Raw genomic sequence first — 18,452 nt, 5'->3', positions numbered from 1 at the left:
TTAATCTTAACTATTTGTGAGCTGAAAAACCAAGGTTCTGGCCAATTCCAGCTCTGCTTTACTAATGGTATGAACTCTTCCTGGATAAATGCTAACAGTGACCTGTGCATTCATTTCTTCCAGTATCTTTTTACTTTCATTTACCCTCGATACAGGCACATGCGGATCTGGATCTCCAGTGCTGATCAATATCGGCGTCTGGTTAAAATCTCCCGAATAATTGGACAGATCAAGCTGTTCACCAATTAATCCACCTGTAAAAGCAACGACACCTCCGTATCGCCCTGCATTTCTACTGACGTATTCTAAAGTCAGACATGCACCTTGTGAAAACCCTACAAAGAAGATTTTGTTTTGAGGAATGCCTTGTGCTTCAATTTCTTCCACTAATTCTTTGATCACTGATAACGCGGAATCCAGGGCCGGTTGGTTTTCTGTAACCGGAGCCATGAAACTATAAGGATACCAGCTGTGGTTGGTAGCCTGCGGCGCAAACAAAGCGGCATCATTTACCTGTAAATGTTGATTTAAGGAAAGGATATCTTCCGCAGATGCGCCACGACCATGTACAAAGATGATCGCTTTAGCTACCGAATTCACAGGCAATCCGGCAGTACTGATGTTTTTATGATGGATATACATATTAATCTAGTTTTGGTAAAATACCTTCAATAATGGTACGGTTACTTTCGTATTGTGCAGGTAATTTTAAATGCGTGCCTAATTCTTCCAAAGGTTCATCGATGGTGAATCCCGGATTGTCGGTGGCCAATTCAAAAAGTACACCTCCTGGTTCGCGGAAATACAACGAGTAAAAATAATTACGATCGATTTTTTCCGTGATGTTCAAGCCCAATTTTACAATTTGATCTCTGAAATACATCAATGTTTCCTCATCTTTTACCCTGAAGGCAACATGATGTACAGACCCACCTGCCACATGACCGATTGCTTCACCTGGAGCTTCTACTAAATCTACAATAGCTGCATGTGGTACTGCATCTGTAATAAAACGGGAGCGGTTTACCTCTGTAGTCAGTAATCTGTAGCCTAAAACACCGGTCAGAATTGCTGCGGTAGCCTCTATTTTATTACTGGTAATGGTGATGTGGTGAAATCCATGTGTCGCATGGGCTTTCGTCACTTCTTTAGTTTCCCATTGCGGCCTGGTATCTGGATACTGTGCTTCTGTTAATTCAAATTTTAACCCATCAGGATCCAAAAAGGTCAGGTACCTTTCTCCAAATTTTACCGCAGGTTTATTATAAATGACATTGTTTTCTTCTAATCTTTTTTGCCAGAAATCAAGACTTCCTGCAGGAACGCTATAACCAATCTCAGTCACCTGTCTGGTTCCGCGACGGCCAGCGCCAATCCCTTCCCATGGGAAGAAGGTTAAAATACTCCCAGGAGTTCCATACTCATCACCATAGTAAAAATGATACGTATTTGGATCATCAAAATTGACGGTCTTTTTAACCAGCCTCAAGCCCAGTATACGGGTGTAAAAATCATAATTTTTCTTTGCATTGCCTGCGATTGCAGTAATGTGGTGGATACCTAAAATTTCATTTTTCATAGCTCAATTGTTAAATTACAATACAAATTTACAGCTATGGATTTTCCTGGATCTTACCATATCGTAAGAAATACATTTTTTGCTTATCTTTAAGAAAAAGAAAACATCAGCCATACCTGAAACAGAAGTCAGCTGCAGCGGGTTAATTAATGTCATAAAAGTTTCATAACTGACTATTAGGGGGTAAATGTTCAGGATTCCTCCCTAAGTTTGCGAACTTGTAAAAAACGAATTGCCATACGATGAAAAAGAATTTTATCTCCAATTCTCCGGAATCTATCAGAATGTTCAAGAGTCCGCTTTTAGAAAGTTTATCTAAGATCCCATATTTTGTGCCGTTGCTGGTATACGTTCCTGTTATTGTATATTTTTGCTGGCAGGCGGTAGTACTCAATTCAATACTTACTGCAATAGGTCATGTGTTATTAGGACTTTTCATCTGGACATTTACAGAATATATATTACATCGTTTTGTGTTTCATTTCTATCCGAAATCCGAATGGGGTAGAAGGATTCATTTCATCTTTCATGGGGTACATCATGATTATCCGAATGATGCCCAGCGATTGGTGATGCCACCATCTGCCAGCATTCCTTTGGCTGCTGCGTTCTATTTTCTTTTCCGCGCAATATTCCCTGTAAATATGCTGGATGGTTTCTTTGCCGGTTTCATCATGGGCTACCTGTTTTATGATATGACACATTATATGCTGCACCATGCTAAATTCAATAATCCTTTCTGGAAAAAGTTAAAACAGCACCACATGCTGCACCATTATGATGATGCGACTAAAGGTTATGGGGTAACTTCTGATATTTGGGATAAAGTGTTTGGTTCTGAACTGACCAAAAGATAACCATTATACTAATTGCCAAAAAAGCTTAACGTTTTGACAATTAACCCAAACTTTATACCTCAAATTCCTGCTTTCTTTGAATTGTCCTACCATATTATTTAACGGTGAGGCAATTTATCAACGCATACAATGAGAACAAAAGTTTTAGGGGCTAAAGTACTGAGTCAGATTGCTGCAGTCTTTACTTGTGGAGTCCTTGCCGGTTTGCCGCAAAAAGGAACTGCACAAATTTTCACGGATAAGAATTATGTCAAGATCAGCCCAACAGATACAGAAGCTGATATCATCAGAAAAGCAGCAAATGTAATACCTTCCCCAAGGCAGCTGAGGTGGCAGCAACTCGAACTGACCGCTTTTATCCATTTTGGAATTAATACATTTACCAATAAAGAATGGGGAGATGGAACAGAAGACCCGAAGATCTTCAATCCTGAGAAACTAGATACCCGCCAATGGGTAAAAGTATGTAAAGATGCTGGTTTCAAACAAGTCATCTTAACTGCTAAACACCATGATGGCTTCTGTTTATGGCCAAGTAAATATACGGAACATTCTGTGAGAAATAGCCCCTGGAAAAACGGAGAGGGCGACATTGTGAAAGAAATGGCTGCTGCTTGTAAAGAGTTTGGCATTGGTTTCGGTATTTACCTTTCTCCATGGGATCGCAATTCCCCGTATTTCGGAAGCATGGCCTACAATGATTATTTCATCAATCAATTAACCGAATTATTGACACAATACGGCCAGATTGATGAGGTCTGGTTTGACGGTGCCAATGGTGAAGGACCTTCTGGTAAAAAGCAGGTTTATGAATATAATAGATGGTATAACCTGATCCGTAAATTACAGCCAGCAGCAACTATTGCTGTTTCTGGCCCTGATGTGAGGTGGGTAGGAACAGAAACCGGTTATGGCAGAGAGACAGAGTGGAGTGTGGTTCCGGCAGATCAGATGCGCACTGAAGTGATTGCGGATAATTCTCAGAAAGCAGCAGAATTCGCACCAAGAGATATGATGGACAATGACCTGGGGGGCAGAGCGAAAATTGCAAAAGCGAAAAGCCTAGTCTGGTACCCAGCAGAAATTGATGTGTCGATCCGCCCGGGATGGTTCCATCATCCGGCAGAAAACGATAAAGTGAAAACTCCGGAGAAATTAATGGATATCTATTACAGCTCTGTTGGTCGTAATGGCGTATTGCTGTTGAATATTCCACCAGATAAAGAAGGATTGATCAACGAAAGTGATGTAAATGCACTAAGAGGTTTCAAAAAACAACTCGATGAAACCTTTGCCAATAATCTATTGAAAACTGCAAAGCTAACTGGCAGCAATCCGAAAAAAACAGCCCTTTTATTTGATGGGAAAGACAGTTCTTACTGGAAAATGAGGGACAAATCCACACCTGATGTGCTGGAATTCAAAATGGATAAACCGCAGAAATTTGATGTGCTGTCGCTGCAGGAAAACCTGCAGCTTGGACAGCGTGTAGAATCATTTGTACTGGAATATAAAGAGGGGGAAACCTGGAAGAAAATTGTTGAGGGGACGACTATCGGTTACAAACGTTTACTGCGGTTTCCGGCTGTGACGGCTAATGAAGTTAGGTTACGTATGCTTTCTTCCAGACTGACACCAGCGATTGCAGAAATCGGATTATACCTTCGTCCTGCTGCTAAATAGCAGGTAGAGGAATAGGAGGCGTGAACAAGGATGAAGCACCTTCGAGTTTTCAGGTGCTGAGATGGAATTATAGAATGCAGGTTTCCACCTTTGATTAAGGTGAAGATCTAAAACAAAATAAACCAAATTAAACTGAAGATGAAAAGATTGATTTTTTCAGCCTTAAGAATTTCAGCGTATTCGCTTTTAATTTTTAATGGTACTGGGTTAAACGCGCAAACTGTCAAAAAAGATTGGTTGCTGGATAACACCGCTTATCCCGCTAAGATATATGCGGTTCCTGAGAAAAAAGAAGTAGTGCTCGATAATGGCCTGCTGAAAAGAACTTTTAGGATCAGCCCTGATGTAGCTTGTGTCGATTTCATCAACCTGATGAACGGGCAGCAATTGCTCAGGGCTGTAAAACCAGAAGCACGCCTGGTTATTGATGGTCGGAATTACAATGTTGGCGGTTTATATGGTCAAAAAGAAAATGCATATTTATTGCCTTCCTGGATCAAAGATTTTAAGGCCGGAGACAGTAGTTTTCACTATGTTGCCCATCAGATTGCCGAATTAAGACCCTTCCTGAACTGGAAAACACAAATGTGGGCCGGGAATAAAAAACAAGCAGTTGGAAAAGTACTTTCCTTCAGCTATCAATCAGACTTGCCTGCTTTAAAAAATATCGAAGTACAAGTGAATTATGCCATTTATGATGGCCTTCCTTTAATCACCAAATGGCTCAGCATAAAGAATAATTCTGGAAAATCTATTCAGTTGGACCAGGTGGTCAATGAAGTTCTGGCGGTAGTAGAGGAAGAAAGTGCAGTGGTTGGCGCAGCATCTTTAGACCATACTACAGCGCGGGGAATGAAGGTACCACAGGGGATTTACCTGGAAAGTAATTTCGCTTTTAACAATGCCATGCGTTACCCGATCAGCGACCAGAGTACCCATTGGAAAGTCGATAAATTGTATACCTCTCAGGTTAATTACGACTACCAAACCCCATGTTTATTAGAAGTTCATCCCAGTAGAAATATAGGTGTGGAACTGAAAGCAGGAACTGCATTTCAGTCGATCCGTACCAATGAGTTGCTGATGGACAGTTACGATCGGGAAAGAAGAGGATTGGCCATTCGGAAAATGTACCGAACCACCATGCCATGGACCACCGCAAACCCGATTTTCATGCACCTCGTGAGTAAAAACGACGAGGAAGTGCGTACTGCAATTGATCAATGTGCCGCAACGGGTTATGAAGCCTTGATTCTGAGCTTTGGCAGCCATTGTAATATGGAGGATACCAGTAGTACCAATCTCCATAAATGGAAAACATTGAGTGATTATGCCCATAGTAAAGGCTTATTTATCGGCAGTTATTCTTTGTTTAGCTCACGTAAAATCAGCGATGCTGATGATGTGATTGATCCTAAAACAGGTAAACCAGGCGGTGCTTTTTTTGTAAATGCACCTTGCTTTGGCAGTAACTGGGGCTTAGGCTACCTGAAAAAATTGAAGACCTTCATGAGTAAAACCGGATTCGACATCTTCGAAAACGATGGTCCTTATCCAGGAGATGTATGTGCCTCTACGAGTCACCCTGGCCATGAAGGATTGGCAGATTCCCAGTGGAAACAGATGGAATTGCAAAAAAGTCTATACCATTGGTGTAATGAAAATGGGATCTATGTGAATGCACCAGATTGGTATTTCATGGACGGCATCAATAAAATTGGCATCGGTTACAGAGAAGTGAATTTCTCCCTATCGCGTGAACAGCAGATGATCCTGAATCGTCAGAACATTTTTGATGGAACCTGGGACGAGATTCCATCCATGGTATGGGGATTTGTGCCCCTTACAAAATACCAGGGTGGTGGGCCAGAAGCTGTTTTGGAACCTTTAAAAGACCATTTAAAAGATTACGAACAGTTGATGGTGCAATATTATGGTGCTGGTATTCAAGCCTGTTACCGTGGCCCGAGGTTGTATGATACCGAAGAAACCAGGAAAATGGTGCAAAAGGTAGTCGGCTGGTATAAAGAGAATCGGGAAATTCTAAACGCAGACATCATCCATTTACGAAGGGCTGATGACAGGGATTGGGATGGATTGATGCACGTGAATCCACAGCTGAAAACGAAGGGGATGATATTATTATACAATCCACTGAAAGAAGAAATAAAAAGAGAACTTAAAATTCCTATGTATTATACCGGATTAAAAAACACAGCGACCTTAAGCGTTCAAAATGGAACACCTAAAAAATATACGCTGGATCGGGAATATAACATTAAGCTTCCTGTGGTAATGAAGCCAGAAAGTTATACCTGGATAAAAATTAATGAATAAATTTCGATGCAAGATATTTATCGCAACATAAAGCAATTGGAAAGTTTCGAAAAATGGAAAGGTGCTGTTATACCTCAAAAAACAAAAGTGTTTCGGTTAAAAAAGATAATTAAAATATAAATACCTCCCAAAGGCCAATCGTCTGTTGACTAAACGCCCTGCATTTTGCAGGGCGTTTGATAAGCTAAAGTCAAGATATTAATCCCATAATTGAGGCTTTTGTTCTTTTTAGTTCAATAAGTTTTGCAATACCCATAAATGGGTAAAATTAAAAACTACTGATATACAGTCTTTTAAGTAAAATTATTGCAGGTTACATCAATTATTTTACTATAGTTACAATAATATTCCATTTATCTATATTAGCTTTGCTTCCGGATTGATGTTTTTTGTAAGATGTTGACCTTCCAATATGTACAAAAAAGCAAATGCCTTGTTGTTCAATATTATGGTATTCATTATGTTTCCAGTAAAGAAAAAAGAACCGAAACGCTGCAAAAATAGTCATAGTCCAGAACATACTTTGCTACATCTGTGGCCAATTATTTCGGGATATCCTTAAGAATTATTAATGAATCAGACCCCTGCACCTGGAAATTGGTGTCTTGGGTAAAAGCTATACTATCACGATCTAAATTAACAATACCGTAATCTCATGAATAAAACAGTTAAGCAATACGCCATGCTTATTGGGTTGCTATTTGCATTTGGTGCAAAAGCTCAGGTAGGAATAGGTACTAACGTACCGGATGCCAGTGCGCAGCTTGAAGTGCTCTCTACTTCCAAAGGTTTACTTATTCCTAGACTCACCCTTATTCAACGTGAAGGGATCAATAATCCTGCCAATGGTTTATTGATCTACCAAACCAATACGCTTCCTGGTTTCTATTATTTTAATAACGGCCAATGGCAGCGATTGGTAAATAACTCGGAATTAAGTGCTGGCGGCGGAACTGGAGCCAGTGGAAATACCATTTTAAGTGGTGCTTCAACGCCTTCTCCAATGATTGGTACCAATGGTGATTTTTACCTTCATTTAGGTAATAACAGCCTTTATGGGCCAAAAACAGCAGGAGCATGGCCAAATAATGGTATTTTATTAGTCGGCCCAAAAGGGGATAAAGGCGATAAAGGGGAACAAGGTTTAAAAGGAGATCAGGGACTGAAAGGTGATCAGGGATCAAACGGACTACAGGGATTAAAAGGAGACCAAGGGGCTCAGGGCATTCAGGGATTAACTGGTCAACAAGGTTTAAAAGGGGATCAGGGGCTTCAGGGAATTCAAGGATTAATTGGTCCAGAAGGTATAAAAGGAGATCAAGGACTTAAAGGAGAAAAAGGAGATCCGGGAACTCCGGGGAATTCTTTACCTGGAATGGGGAAAGCAGTCACGTCATCTGGAACTATTGCCATTGGCAACGGAAGAGAAGCAGTGTTGACAGACTTAACCCTTGATCTGGCGGATAATGCGGTTACTTCTATAAAGATTGCAGATGGTTCTATCGCAAATGTTGATTTAGACAAAAAGAATATCCCCTTAAGTGGATTCGGCGCAGCGGCAAAGAATGTTTCTATGGGCGGTTTTAAATTAACAAACTTGTTAGATCCGACTAATAATCAGGATGCAGCAACTAAAAAATATGTAGATGATAAATTAGTAGCAGGTGGGGCATTACCCATGCTGAGCTTTGATGCTGGATATAACCTGTCTATTAGAGGCAGTAATACGGTGAGTTTAGCCGATTTAAACCAAAGTTTAAGCCTGGAAGGGACGGTGATCTCGATCTCTGGACCAAGAAATAGTAAAGTTGATTTACAGGGCTTATTAGGAAATGGCGGTTCGGGAGGAAAACAAGTAGCGAGTACTGTACCTGTAGATCCAAGGGGAGGGGTAACCTCCACCAATGTACAGGCTGCATTAGAAGAATTACAAGCAAAAATCACCACTGCAGCTGGTGGTGGGATGACTTCCGTAAAGCATGACGCCACCTTAACCGGCGACGGAAATGCAACACCTCTCTCTATTGCTGACAATGCGATTACTGCCGATAAAATTAAAGATGGCAGTGTAACTGATGCTAAAATAGGAACCGTAAGCGGGGGTAAAGTCACTGGAAATATTCCAGGAAATGCCACAAATGTGACCGGTATTATAGCGATTGCAAATGGTGGTACAGGTGCAACCAATGCCGCTGATGCAAAAACAAATTTAGGCCTTGGTAATGTAGATAACGTAAGTGACCTTGATAAACCCATCAGTACATTAACGCAAACTGCACTGGACGCCAAAGAAGATAAAGCAAATAAAAGCACTTCTATTCTAACAGATGCCGCTTCAGATATCAAGTATCCATCGGTAAAAGCAGTTAAGTCTTATATTGACTCAAAAGGCGCTATTGTAGATGCAACAACGACTTTAAAAGGTCAGTTGATGCTTTCAAATGACCTCGGTGGAACAGCTGATGCGCCGCAAGTAATTAAGGTTGGGGGCGTAACTGCAGCTGACATTAAAAAAGGGGTAGACCTAGCAAATGCAGCAACTGCTGCCAATCTGGGGGAAACCATCGTGAAAAGAGATGCCAATGGCAATATTGTAGTCGGAAAAGTGACTGGTGATTTAATTGGTAATGCTTCCACTGCGACTTCTGCAACCTCTGTTACCGGAGTAGTCCAGGTACCTAATGGTGGTACCGGCATTGTTTCTTACACACCAGGAAATTATATCAATGCGGTGGATGCAACTACTTTACAGCAAAGAACACCTGATCAGGTAAAAGCAGATCTGGGCATTAATGCTAAAGAAGATGTGGCAAATAAAACCACAGATGGTACACTGGCTACCAACTCACCTAATAAATACCCTTCAGAAAGTGCCGTACGTACTTATGTAGAGGATAAAGTAAATGCTGCTGTAATCGGAGCAGGAGGGGTGCCAAATGCAACCTCCGTATTATTGGGTAAGGTGCAGCTGGCCGGAGATCTTGGAGGTATTGCAGAAGCACCTACCGTTCCTGGCTTAGCACTAAAAGAACCTTTGATCACTCTTTTACCAGTTGCAAAAGGTGGAACAGGATTGAATACTTATGCCACAGGAGGAATCCTAATTGCAGAAACGCCAACGAAACTCGCACAAATTACTAAAACACAGTTAAAAGCAGACCTGGGCTTAGATAAAGTATCTAACGTTGCCGATAAGGATAAAATCATTAGTGATGCCACAAAAACTGCTTTGCAGGATAAAATTGATAGAGCCGAGAAAGCAGCAGTAAATGGGGTAGCCACCTTAGATGGCAATGGAAAAATTCCTTCCAGCCAGATTCCTGCAATTTCTTTCTCTTCAGTAAATGTAGTGACCACACAGGCAGAGATGCTGGCCATTTCGGGAGCCCAGGTGGGAAGTACAGTAATTAATACCAGCGAATCTAAAAGTTTTGTGCTGGCAGCACTTCCAGCAAGTGCTTTGAACAACTGGAAAGAAATTCTTACGCCAGGTGCGGGTGTACAATCCGTAAATACAAAAACAGGAAATGTAACCTTAACGGCTGCAGATCTTGGCTTAAACAATGTAAATAATACCAGTGATGCCAATAAGCCAGTCAGTATTGCTACCCAGGCCCTGCTAGATGACAAAGAGCTGCTGGCTAATAAAAGTCTAAGTATTACCACAGATGCTTTATCTGATCAGAAATATCCAAGTGTAAAAGCTGTAAAAGCCTATGTGGATGCCTCTACTTCAGCAGGAGCACCAGATGCAACCTTATCTGGGAAAGGTATCTTACAATTGGCTGGTGATTTAAACGGAACGGCAGCAGCCCCTAAAGTTGCTTTCGTTGGTGGAATAACCGCTGCACAGGTAGCCAATGGTGCAAATGCAGCGAACGCTGCAACTACCTCAGCTACCGCAAATACCATCGTTAAAAGAGATGGAACAGGGAAAATTGTTGGGGACCTGACAGGAAACGCAAGTTCGGCAACTACAGTTACAGGAACAGTAGGCGTAGCAAATGGCGGTACTGGAATGAACTCCTATACTGCAGGGAATTATATCAAAGCAACTAGCGCAACCACCTTAGGACAGGTGACGCCTGCAGCGCTTAAAACAGAACTGGGCATCGATGATAAAGAGGAGGTTAGTAACAAAACCCTTAGCATTACCACAGATGCTGGATCAGATATTAAATACCCTACTGCCAAAGCAGTGAAAACTTATGTGGATGCTCAGGTGGGAGGTGGCTCACCAGCAACTTCTACCACAAAAGGTATCCTTAAATTGGCAGGTGATTTAGCACATGCTTCAGGAACAGCAGACCTTCCTTTAGTCGCAACTGTTGGCGGAGCAACTGCTGCAAATATTAAATCAGGGGTAGACCTGGCCAATGCCGCAACCACAGCGAGTACGGCAAATACTATTGTAAAAAGAGATGGTACGGGTAGTTTTAATGCCACAACAGCGACAAAACTAAGTACACCAAGAACAATCAACGGAGTTAATTTTGATGGCTCTGCAAACATTACGATTCCGGGAACACCTGTGCCAACAGACCTGACGTATACAGTAGGCCCAATCAACGGAACCCTGCAGTCCAGTACTGCAGCAGGAGCTGGAGCAACGATTACCGGTGCAACCACTACTGCTGCTGGATTAATGCCAGCCACTGATAAAGTTAAATTAAATAAAATTACAAGCCCTGTTGCCGCTGATGCAGGTAAAGTGCTTACCGCTAATGCTTCGGGCGATGCGACCTGGGTAACACCAGCAGCTGGTGGCGGTGCTACTTACACTTTGCCTGCAGCTACAGCTGCTGCATTGGGTGGGGTGAAAACAGGTGCCGGTATTGCGATTGATGCAGCCGGAGTAATTTCTACTAAGACAGATCTTACTTATACTGCCAGTGCTACAAATGGAACGATCAATAGTTCTACAAGTAATGTTGCTGCTGTGATTCCTGCAAGTTCAACCACTGAGGCAGGTTTAATGTTACCAGCAGAAAAAAGCAAATTGACGCCATATCCGATCATTACAGCGGGAGATAAAGATAAAGTATTAACAGTAAATGCAGCTGGAACAGCCGCAACCTGGGCTACTCCGGCTACGGGTGGAGGTACTGGAGGTGGTGGAGGTACCATAAAGTACTATCATCCAAATAGTTTAGCTTATGCAATGGTTAAAGCAAGTGGAGATGGAATAACTATAGCCCAGGTAGATGGTGATGTACCGGGACTAAAAACTAAATTTATAGTTAATGTTCCTGCAGGGACAAGACTAGATGTGCTAAGGATAAATATTGATAATACAATGTTTGGTAAGACTCCAGCTGAACAAGCTCCTGTTGTATTATTTGAGATTAGAGACGCAAACATGAATAATAGTACAGTAGATGATTTTTGGCCGCCAGCGAATATTAATGTGATTGATAGATTCTCAGGGTACCCTGCTAATTATTGGGTATCTGGAGTGAAGGGTGTAAGTAATATATTTTCTCTTGAAAGTATAGGTAATAATGTTATGGTGATGAGGTTTGTTCCTGGACCATTTAAGACATATACTGCAGTGTTGAGTTTTTAATTTATTGAGATTTATTGAAGCAAGATATAATGAAATTTGGAATAGGAAGAAGTCTGTTTTATGTGTTTTTATTGACACTTATATACGTTTTTTGTGGATTTGAAAGTAAAGCTCAGACATCACTTAGTGGGAGGTTCTATATTAGCGGTGCGTCAGAAACTCCTACTTCGGCTAATTCGAATTATTCTATTGAAGGGACATTTACTGATCCTGCTTTTATTTTCTCAGTATCTGAAATATTACCAGGAGACATAATAGCTGATTTTGCAGGCCAAACCTATAGGATTGATAAAATTGTGAGCATTGCCGGGGGAAAACTAACAGTTGATGTAACTTATTTAAGGGGAGCAGCTTTTGATTATTTAACCTATCCTACACCATATGCGATGGGGGCATTGTTTAGACCTACGGCAAATGGATATTCATTAGGAACATTTGATCCAGAGTATGCAAATGATGCTTTAAAAATAGCGGTTATGAATGCCGCAATTCAAGATATAGATAAGGATATACGTGCATTTAAATCGGGTACCGATGCAGAGATTCCTAAAAACCCTAAATTCGGTGATATTTTCTATAACGTAACCGACAAAAAACTTTATGCCTTTACAGAAAAAGGCTGGATCACTTTAGGTGGTGGAGTCATTGCCAGCGGTACTAAATCTGAGTTCCCAAATCCGGCAAAGGCAGGGGAAATGTTCTTCAATAAAGACGATAACAATACTTATATCTACAATGGTGCTTTATGGTTTAAAATCTCTACCAATGGATCTACGCCTACGGGAAATACAAATCCTGATCCTTCGGTTGTAAAGGTAAGAGAAGGAGATTTGTTTTATAACCAGTCTGATCATAAACTTTATGTCTACAATAGCATCGGCTGGGTGTCGATAGACAATGTGCTGAGTGAAGGTCATATTTTTGTGGGGAATGCTTCCAATGAAGCAGTTTCTGTTCCTCTATCTGGTGATGCAACGTTAAACAGTGTTGGTAAACTGACCATTAATAATTTAGCCATTCTCAACGAAAAGTTGGATAAAGGAAATATCCCATTGAGTGGTTTTAGTTTCCCAACAGCGGATGTTCGTATGGGGAATGGCACCAGTAATTTTGCGATTAAAAATCTGAAAGGTCCATCTTTAGCGAATGATGCCGCAACCAAAGGTTATGTTGATGGCCTGTTCGCGGACCCAGCAGCTCTGACATTGCCATCCAATAACTTTTTTGTAGGAAGTATTTTAAATGTGGCTACCCCAACTCCAAAAAACCTGATCCCTATTTCTGGATTTGATAAAGCCATAGATAATGTATCTATGGGGGTAAGCGGAGCAGGAGCGAAATTTAAAATCGTCAACCTTGGAGAACCTTTAGATCCGCAGGATGCAGCTACTAAAAATTATGTAGATACCAGAGCGATCAATCCCAACAAAATTACCCTGGCGAAGGGAAGCTTTTTAATTGGTAGTGACCTGAATGTGGCGAGCCCAATATTAAAAAGCGGCATCTCAATCACTGGATTTGCTGATCCTACTAAGGAGCTATCTATGGCTGGTTTTAAAATTACCAATCTGAAAGCGCCAGAGACCGAATTGGATGCAGTAACTAAAAAATATGTGGATGAACTAAAGATCCCAGCTTCCAGTTTGAACTTAACGGCAGACAATTTTTTTGTAGGGGATGCCAATGGGAAAGCAGCAGATGTGTTAAAAAATACAATCCCTTTAAGTGGTTTTGGGGTACCGATAAAAAGTGTGTCTTTTGGCGGTGTGATATTGACTGACCTTGCCGAACCTAAAGTAGAAACTGATGGGGTAAATAAGAAATATGTAGATGGTCTTTTTACGGCCCCGGAAAAATTATTGAGACTCCCTGAAGACAATATGTTTGTTGGAAGTGCGACAGGAAAAGCAACCGCGATTCCTAAAGTTCAAATCCCCTTGAGTGGATTTGCAAAGCCAATAGCGAATATTGAGATGGGAGATGCAGATAATGTAAATAATATGTTTCAGATCAATTTTATGGCTGATCCGAAACAACCTCAGGATGCTGCAACGAAGGCTTATGTGGATCTTAAGGTGGCCAATCCAGCAACGATGACCTTAGCTACAGACCATATTCTGGTTGGAAATAGTGTAAATAAGGCAGAGCCGTTTAAGAAATCAGCCATTTCGCTGAGCGATTTTGCAGGTCCAAAAGCAGACATTTCTTTCGGCGATGGGACCACAAATTTTAAATTGATGAACCTTGCCGAGCCTGATGCAGGTCAGGATGCAGCCACAAAAGCTTATGTGGATTCAAGAACAGCAGGAACAGGTCTTCCTGCTTTAGCCGTAGGAAAATTCTTTATTGGTGATGCTTCAGGCAAAGCTTCGGAAATTGAGAAATCAGCCATCTCACTAACAGGATTTGCTGTACCTACAGCGCCATTGGCAATGGGTAGTGTGAAAATTACTGGCCTTGCTGATCCAAGCGAAGCACAAGACGCGGTCACGAAAAACTACCTGGATACAAAGTCATTTAACCCGGACGCAATCGCCCTGAAAAAGGATTACTTTTTAGTGGGTAACACTGCAGGTAAAGCCTCAGAAATTGAAAAAACAGCCATCCCATTATCTGGATTTGGCTTGCCATTAAAAGACTTGGATATGGGTAATTTTAAACTAAGCAATGTTGCTGATCCAATCGAAAAACTAGACGCTGTAAATAAGCAAACCCTGGATGCAGGATTAACTGCTGCGGCAGCTGCCGGAAAAGACAATTTGGGTAACCATACCGCTACCACCAATGTGATCCTCGCTGGAAATGCCATCAGTGCAGATGGGATGGCAGGAAAAGGCGTCACTTTTGAAACCGATGGAAGTGCCATTTTTGCACAGAATTTAACGATCCGCGCCAACTTTTACACCCCATCAGACCGCAGGTTAAAAAACCATATTGAAACGTTAAGTTCCACCCTTCAAAAGATCGATCAGATCAGGGGAGTAAGGTTCGAATACAAAGACCAGCGCAAATATGCAGCAGGACCGAAAATCGGCGTCATCGCCCAGGAATTACAAAAAGTATATCCTGAAATGGTGACAGAAGGCAAAGATGGTTTTCTAAAAGTAGATTATACCCAGCTGACGGGAATCCTGATTCAAGCCATAAAAGAACAACAAAAAGAAATTGAGGACTTGAAAACGCAAATGACTAAACAACAGGAGCAGATCGACCAGATCCTTAAAAGATTAAAATAACAAAGAATTGAAGCCATAATGATGACCATTAATCCATTTAAAAGTATCATCCTGACGATTGCCTTAACGGGTATGATGTCTATCACCGTACAGGCACAGGATGTCAGTTTAAAAATACATTTATCTGGAGTAGCCAAAAGTAAGATCTCCTTACTTTCCTTAACAGGTGCTTCCATTAAAACGGTTGTGGAACATCCTGCAATCCATAAAGGGCAAACGGCAACACTGTACATTCCAAAAACATTGCTGCCCGCAGAATTCGTATTGCGTTTTGATTTCCAGGAACAGGAAAGCAGCAACCCATATCCTTCGGAAAAACACATTTTCATTAATGATCAAAACCTGGAGTTATGGGTGAAACCAAAATCACTGTCCAATCCAGACAGCACTTACTTCCAAAAGGACGAAAGGGAAAATACCCTGATGACCCGCTTCAGCATGGAAAACTTTAAGAAAAGAGAACAGCTTGGTTTGTTGCAGAATTTCCTGATGAACTATGACCAGCCAACAGCTAAGTTTTTCCTTATGGGCACTGCTGAGTACGACAGCAGACGTGAAATCTACAACAAATGGTTAGCCGCACAAACCGAACAATATAAAAACCTTTTCGTGAGCAACACATTTGTGTTCCAGCACATCCCGCCAATCGTTTGGAACGGGACAGAAACAGATCGCTTGAACAGTGCAATTGACCACTATTTTGATGGCATGAATTTCAAGAATCCCGCAATTATTCAAACCAATGAGCTAAAGGAATGGATGAATAAATATGTGAACATTTATGGTGCAATGTCTAAAACCATAGAGCTCCGTGATTCCCTGTTTACCCTTGCTGGAAAGAGAGCGATTGAAAAAGCAAAACTGGGAAATCCACAGGTTTACGGATGGATGGTAGACTATTTCTATAATGGCTTTGAAAGTTTCAACATGACTGCCGGTATTAAAATGCTGGAACCTTACCTGAATGATCCTTCCTGTTTAACGAGCAAAAGAAAAGCGATTGAGCAAAGACTGAAAGGCATGGAGACCCTAACTGTAGGTGCTGTAGCCCCAAATTTCAAATGGAATTTAGCATCGGGAAAAACGGTGCCTTTCCACGATTTTAAAACAGAAGCCAAATATAAACTGGTCTTATTCTGGTCGGCAGATTGCCAGCATTGTAAAGAGTTGATGGAAAAATTACATCCCTGGTATCAGGATGCGGCAAAGAAAGAAATGATGGACGTGTTTGCCATCAGTCTGGATGAAACGGAAACGGAAATTCCAGCCTGGGAAAAGGCAAAAGTAAAACTGAGCTCCTTCAAACATAAAAGGGCAGATCAGGGCATTAGAAGCCCGGAAGCTGCAGCGTATTTTGTGCTTTCTACGCCAACAATGGTATTGGTAGAAGCCAAAACTAATAAGATTGTGGGCTTGCCGGAAACGGTTGCCCAGTTGGAAGCAGAAATGAAATAATAAGCCCGATATAAAAGGGATTAAAATAGACCATAATGAAGAAAATAATCGCATCACTAGCCTTCGGTTTCCTGCTTTTACCAGCAGTAAAATTGAAGGCACAGCTAAAAGTGAATTCGGAAAGTCTTTTTATTCAAAATGGAACAGTATTCAGTACGGAAGGATTAACCCTGGTACCTAGCACTGATCTGCAATTGAATAACCTGACGATCAGTAAACAGCCTTCGGTGGTGATTTTTCCGAAATTTAACAGCATTCAAAGGATGTATCGGTTCAGTAAACCCCTCAGCTTTGATGGAGAACTGGCCCTGAGTTATGAGAATGTAGAGTTGAATGGTAATGAAGCTAAAAACCTGGTGCTGACTTATGCGCCGATGACCAGCAACAATGCCAAAGATTTTATTCAGGTAACGGAAAGTGTAGTCAACCCCGATCACAGATACATTGGTCAGCTGTTTGCCAAGGCAATCTTGCTTTCAGACATTACTGCGGTGAGTATGGTGGCTTCGGTAGCGAAACCGTACGCAGATCTGGAAGGAAATAACATGATCACTCCAAATGGTGATGGGAAGAATGATACCTGGATCGTGAAGAATATCCAACTCTATCCTAACAATGAGCTGAAGATTTTTGACCGCGAGGGTAGGGTGGTATTTACCATGTTTGGCTATGACAATTCCTGGGATGGGATGTTTAACGGGATTCCGCTTCAAGAGGATACGTATTATTATATCCTGACTTTAGACTCTGGGAAGGGTAAGAAAACAGGATTTATTTCTATAGTAAGAGACAAATAATCAGATAAAATTGATCATGATGAAATTAGTAGTGCGGAGGATTTTAGTTAGCGGAAGTATAATGATGGGACTGTTTGCAGCAGGGCAGAATGCCTTGGCACAGATCAGACCTTTGGGTGCCCAATATTATGAAAATCAATACCTCAGTAATCCTGCATTTGCAGGGATGAATGAAGGCCTAAATGTAAATATAGGTTACCGTAATCAATGGAGATCCATTCCAGGATCACCAGTCACCATGTCGCTGACCGGTGATTATCGCTTTGAAAAAGTGGGATTGGGACTTTCCGTTTACAACGACAATGCAGGACTGATTGGACGTACCCGGGTGATGGGAACTTATGCGTATCATTTGCCCTTAAACGGCGACAATAGAAGTCTGCATTTCGGTGTTTCACTGGGCATGATGAAAGAAAAGCTAGACAACAACAACATCATCGCTGCACCTGATGACATCTCTGCGCAGAACTTCAATCAGCGCAAAGCATTTGTAGATGGTGATTTCGGAATTGCCTTTACCAACCAAAGGTTTACCCTGCAGGGTGCCCTGCCGAACTTAAAGAAGTTCATGCAGAAGGACGATCAGAATACGGTAGACGGCTCTACTTATTTTGTAGCCGCTTCCTATAAAATCGGAACCAGCCTGGATGTCGTTTCCATTGAACCAAAGATCAGTTTCAGAGGCGCCAAAGACATTGATAACATCTGGGACATCGGAACCAATGTGAAGCTGGAAAATAACATCCTTTCATTTTTAGGAATGTACCATAGCGACAAGAGTTCCAGTTTTGGGGTAGGTGTGGCTTACGATAGATATGTGATCCAGGGGTATTACACCAGTCAGCTGGCCGGTGAACGCCAGCGAACCGGTGGAGATTTTGAGATTAACATCAAGATTAAACTATTCAACGAAGGAAAATAAACCACCCTCCATTTTATACA

General features: G+C 41.5%; 10 protein-coding genes. 8 read left to right on the top strand and 2 right to left on the bottom strand.

Annotated elements, in window-relative coordinates; translation table 11 throughout:
* Window positions 1-6 precede the first annotated feature (6 nt).
* Together AQ505_RS19095 and AQ505_RS19090 are read right to left on the bottom strand one after the other, a co-directional pair.
* On the bottom strand, window positions 7-642 hold the full coding sequence (locus AQ505_RS19095; RefSeq protein WP_062549647.1) for an alpha/beta hydrolase: 636 nt from the start codon (window positions 640-642) through the stop codon (window positions 7-9).
* 1 nt (window position 643) lies between these two features.
* Window positions 644-1,579, bottom strand: a complete 936-nt coding sequence (locus AQ505_RS19090; protein WP_062549646.1) for a ring-cleaving dioxygenase — start codon at window positions 1,577-1,579, stop codon at window positions 644-646.
* Between the two features lie 242 nt (window positions 1,580-1,821).
* Between AQ505_RS19090 and AQ505_RS19085 the strand changes: the two genes are divergently transcribed.
* The 8 genes from AQ505_RS19085 to AQ505_RS19050 all read left to right on the top strand — a co-directional run bounded on the left by AQ505_RS19085 (window position 1,822) and on the right by AQ505_RS19050 (window position 18,432).
* Window positions 1,822-2,436 (top strand): sterol desaturase family protein, encoded by a 615-nt coding sequence (locus AQ505_RS19085; RefSeq protein ID WP_062549645.1) that lies wholly within the window; start codon window positions 1,822-1,824, stop codon window positions 2,434-2,436.
* Window positions 2,437-2,565: 129 nt separating this feature from the next.
* On the top strand, window positions 2,566-4,119 hold the full coding sequence (locus AQ505_RS19080) for an alpha-L-fucosidase (RefSeq protein WP_082461632.1): 1,554 nt from the start codon (window positions 2,566-2,568) through the stop codon (window positions 4,117-4,119).
* Between the two features lie 138 nt (window positions 4,120-4,257).
* A complete protein-coding gene (locus AQ505_RS19075; RefSeq protein ID WP_062549644.1) occupies window positions 4,258-6,456 on the top strand; it encodes a hypothetical protein in 2,199 nt (732 codons plus the stop codon).
* A gap of 655 nt (window positions 6,457-7,111) precedes the next feature.
* Window positions 7,112-12,022, top strand: a complete 4,911-nt coding sequence (locus AQ505_RS19070) for a beta strand repeat-containing protein (protein WP_062549643.1) — start codon at window positions 7,112-7,114, stop codon at window positions 12,020-12,022.
* Window positions 12,023-12,051: 29 nt separating this feature from the next.
* A complete protein-coding gene (locus AQ505_RS19065; RefSeq protein ID WP_062549642.1) occupies window positions 12,052-15,258 on the top strand; it encodes a tail fiber domain-containing protein in 3,207 nt (1,068 codons plus the stop codon).
* A gap of 18 nt (window positions 15,259-15,276) precedes the next feature.
* Window positions 15,277-16,713, top strand: a complete 1,437-nt coding sequence (locus AQ505_RS19060; RefSeq protein WP_082461631.1) for a TlpA family protein disulfide reductase — start codon at window positions 15,277-15,279, stop codon at window positions 16,711-16,713.
* Window positions 16,714-16,748: 35 nt separating this feature from the next.
* Window positions 16,749-17,510, top strand: a complete 762-nt coding sequence (locus AQ505_RS19055; protein WP_062549640.1) for a gliding motility-associated C-terminal domain-containing protein — start codon at window positions 16,749-16,751, stop codon at window positions 17,508-17,510.
* 16 nt (window positions 17,511-17,526) lie between these two features.
* Window positions 17,527-18,432, top strand: coding sequence for a PorP/SprF family type IX secretion system membrane protein (locus tag AQ505_RS19050; protein WP_231634932.1), 906 nt, complete (start codon window positions 17,527-17,529; stop codon window positions 18,430-18,432).
* Window positions 18,433-18,452: the final 20 nt, after the last annotated feature.

The sequence above is a fragment of the Pedobacter sp. PACM 27299 genome (assembly GCF_001412655.1).
Taxonomy (GTDB): domain Bacteria; phylum Bacteroidota; class Bacteroidia; order Sphingobacteriales; family Sphingobacteriaceae; genus Pedobacter.
This window is presented reverse-complemented; position numbering and strand designations above follow the sequence as displayed.

Bases quoted from the DNA above. Each gene is read 5' to 3' on its own strand.
- AQ505_RS19090 (WP_062549646.1), bottom strand. From the start codon at position 1,579: ATGAAAAATGAAATTTTAGGTATCCACCACATTACTGCAATCGCAGGC.
- AQ505_RS19075 (WP_062549644.1), top strand. From the start codon at position 4,258: ATGAAAAGATTGATTTTTTCAGCCTTAAGAATTTCAGCGTATTCGCTT.
- AQ505_RS19085 (WP_062549645.1), top strand. From the start codon at position 1,822: ATGAAAAAGAATTTTATCTCCAATTCTCCGGAATCTATCAGAATGTTC.
- AQ505_RS19095 (WP_062549647.1), bottom strand. From the start codon at position 642: ATGTATATCCATCATAAAAACATCAGTACTGCCGGATTGCCTGTGAAT.
- AQ505_RS19055 (WP_062549640.1), top strand. From the start codon at position 16,749: ATGAAGAAAATAATCGCATCACTAGCCTTCGGTTTCCTGCTTTTACCA.
- AQ505_RS19050 (WP_231634932.1), top strand. From the start codon at position 17,527: ATGATGAAATTAGTAGTGCGGAGGATTTTAGTTAGCGGAAGTATAATG.
- AQ505_RS19065 (WP_062549642.1), top strand. From the start codon at position 12,052: ATGAAATTTGGAATAGGAAGAAGTCTGTTTTATGTGTTTTTATTGACA.
- AQ505_RS19070 (WP_062549643.1), top strand. From the start codon at position 7,112: ATGAATAAAACAGTTAAGCAATACGCCATGCTTATTGGGTTGCTATTT.
- AQ505_RS19080 (WP_082461632.1), top strand. From the start codon at position 2,566: ATGAGAACAAAAGTTTTAGGGGCTAAAGTACTGAGTCAGATTGCTGCA.
- AQ505_RS19060 (WP_082461631.1), top strand. From the start codon at position 15,277: ATGATGACCATTAATCCATTTAAAAGTATCATCCTGACGATTGCCTTA.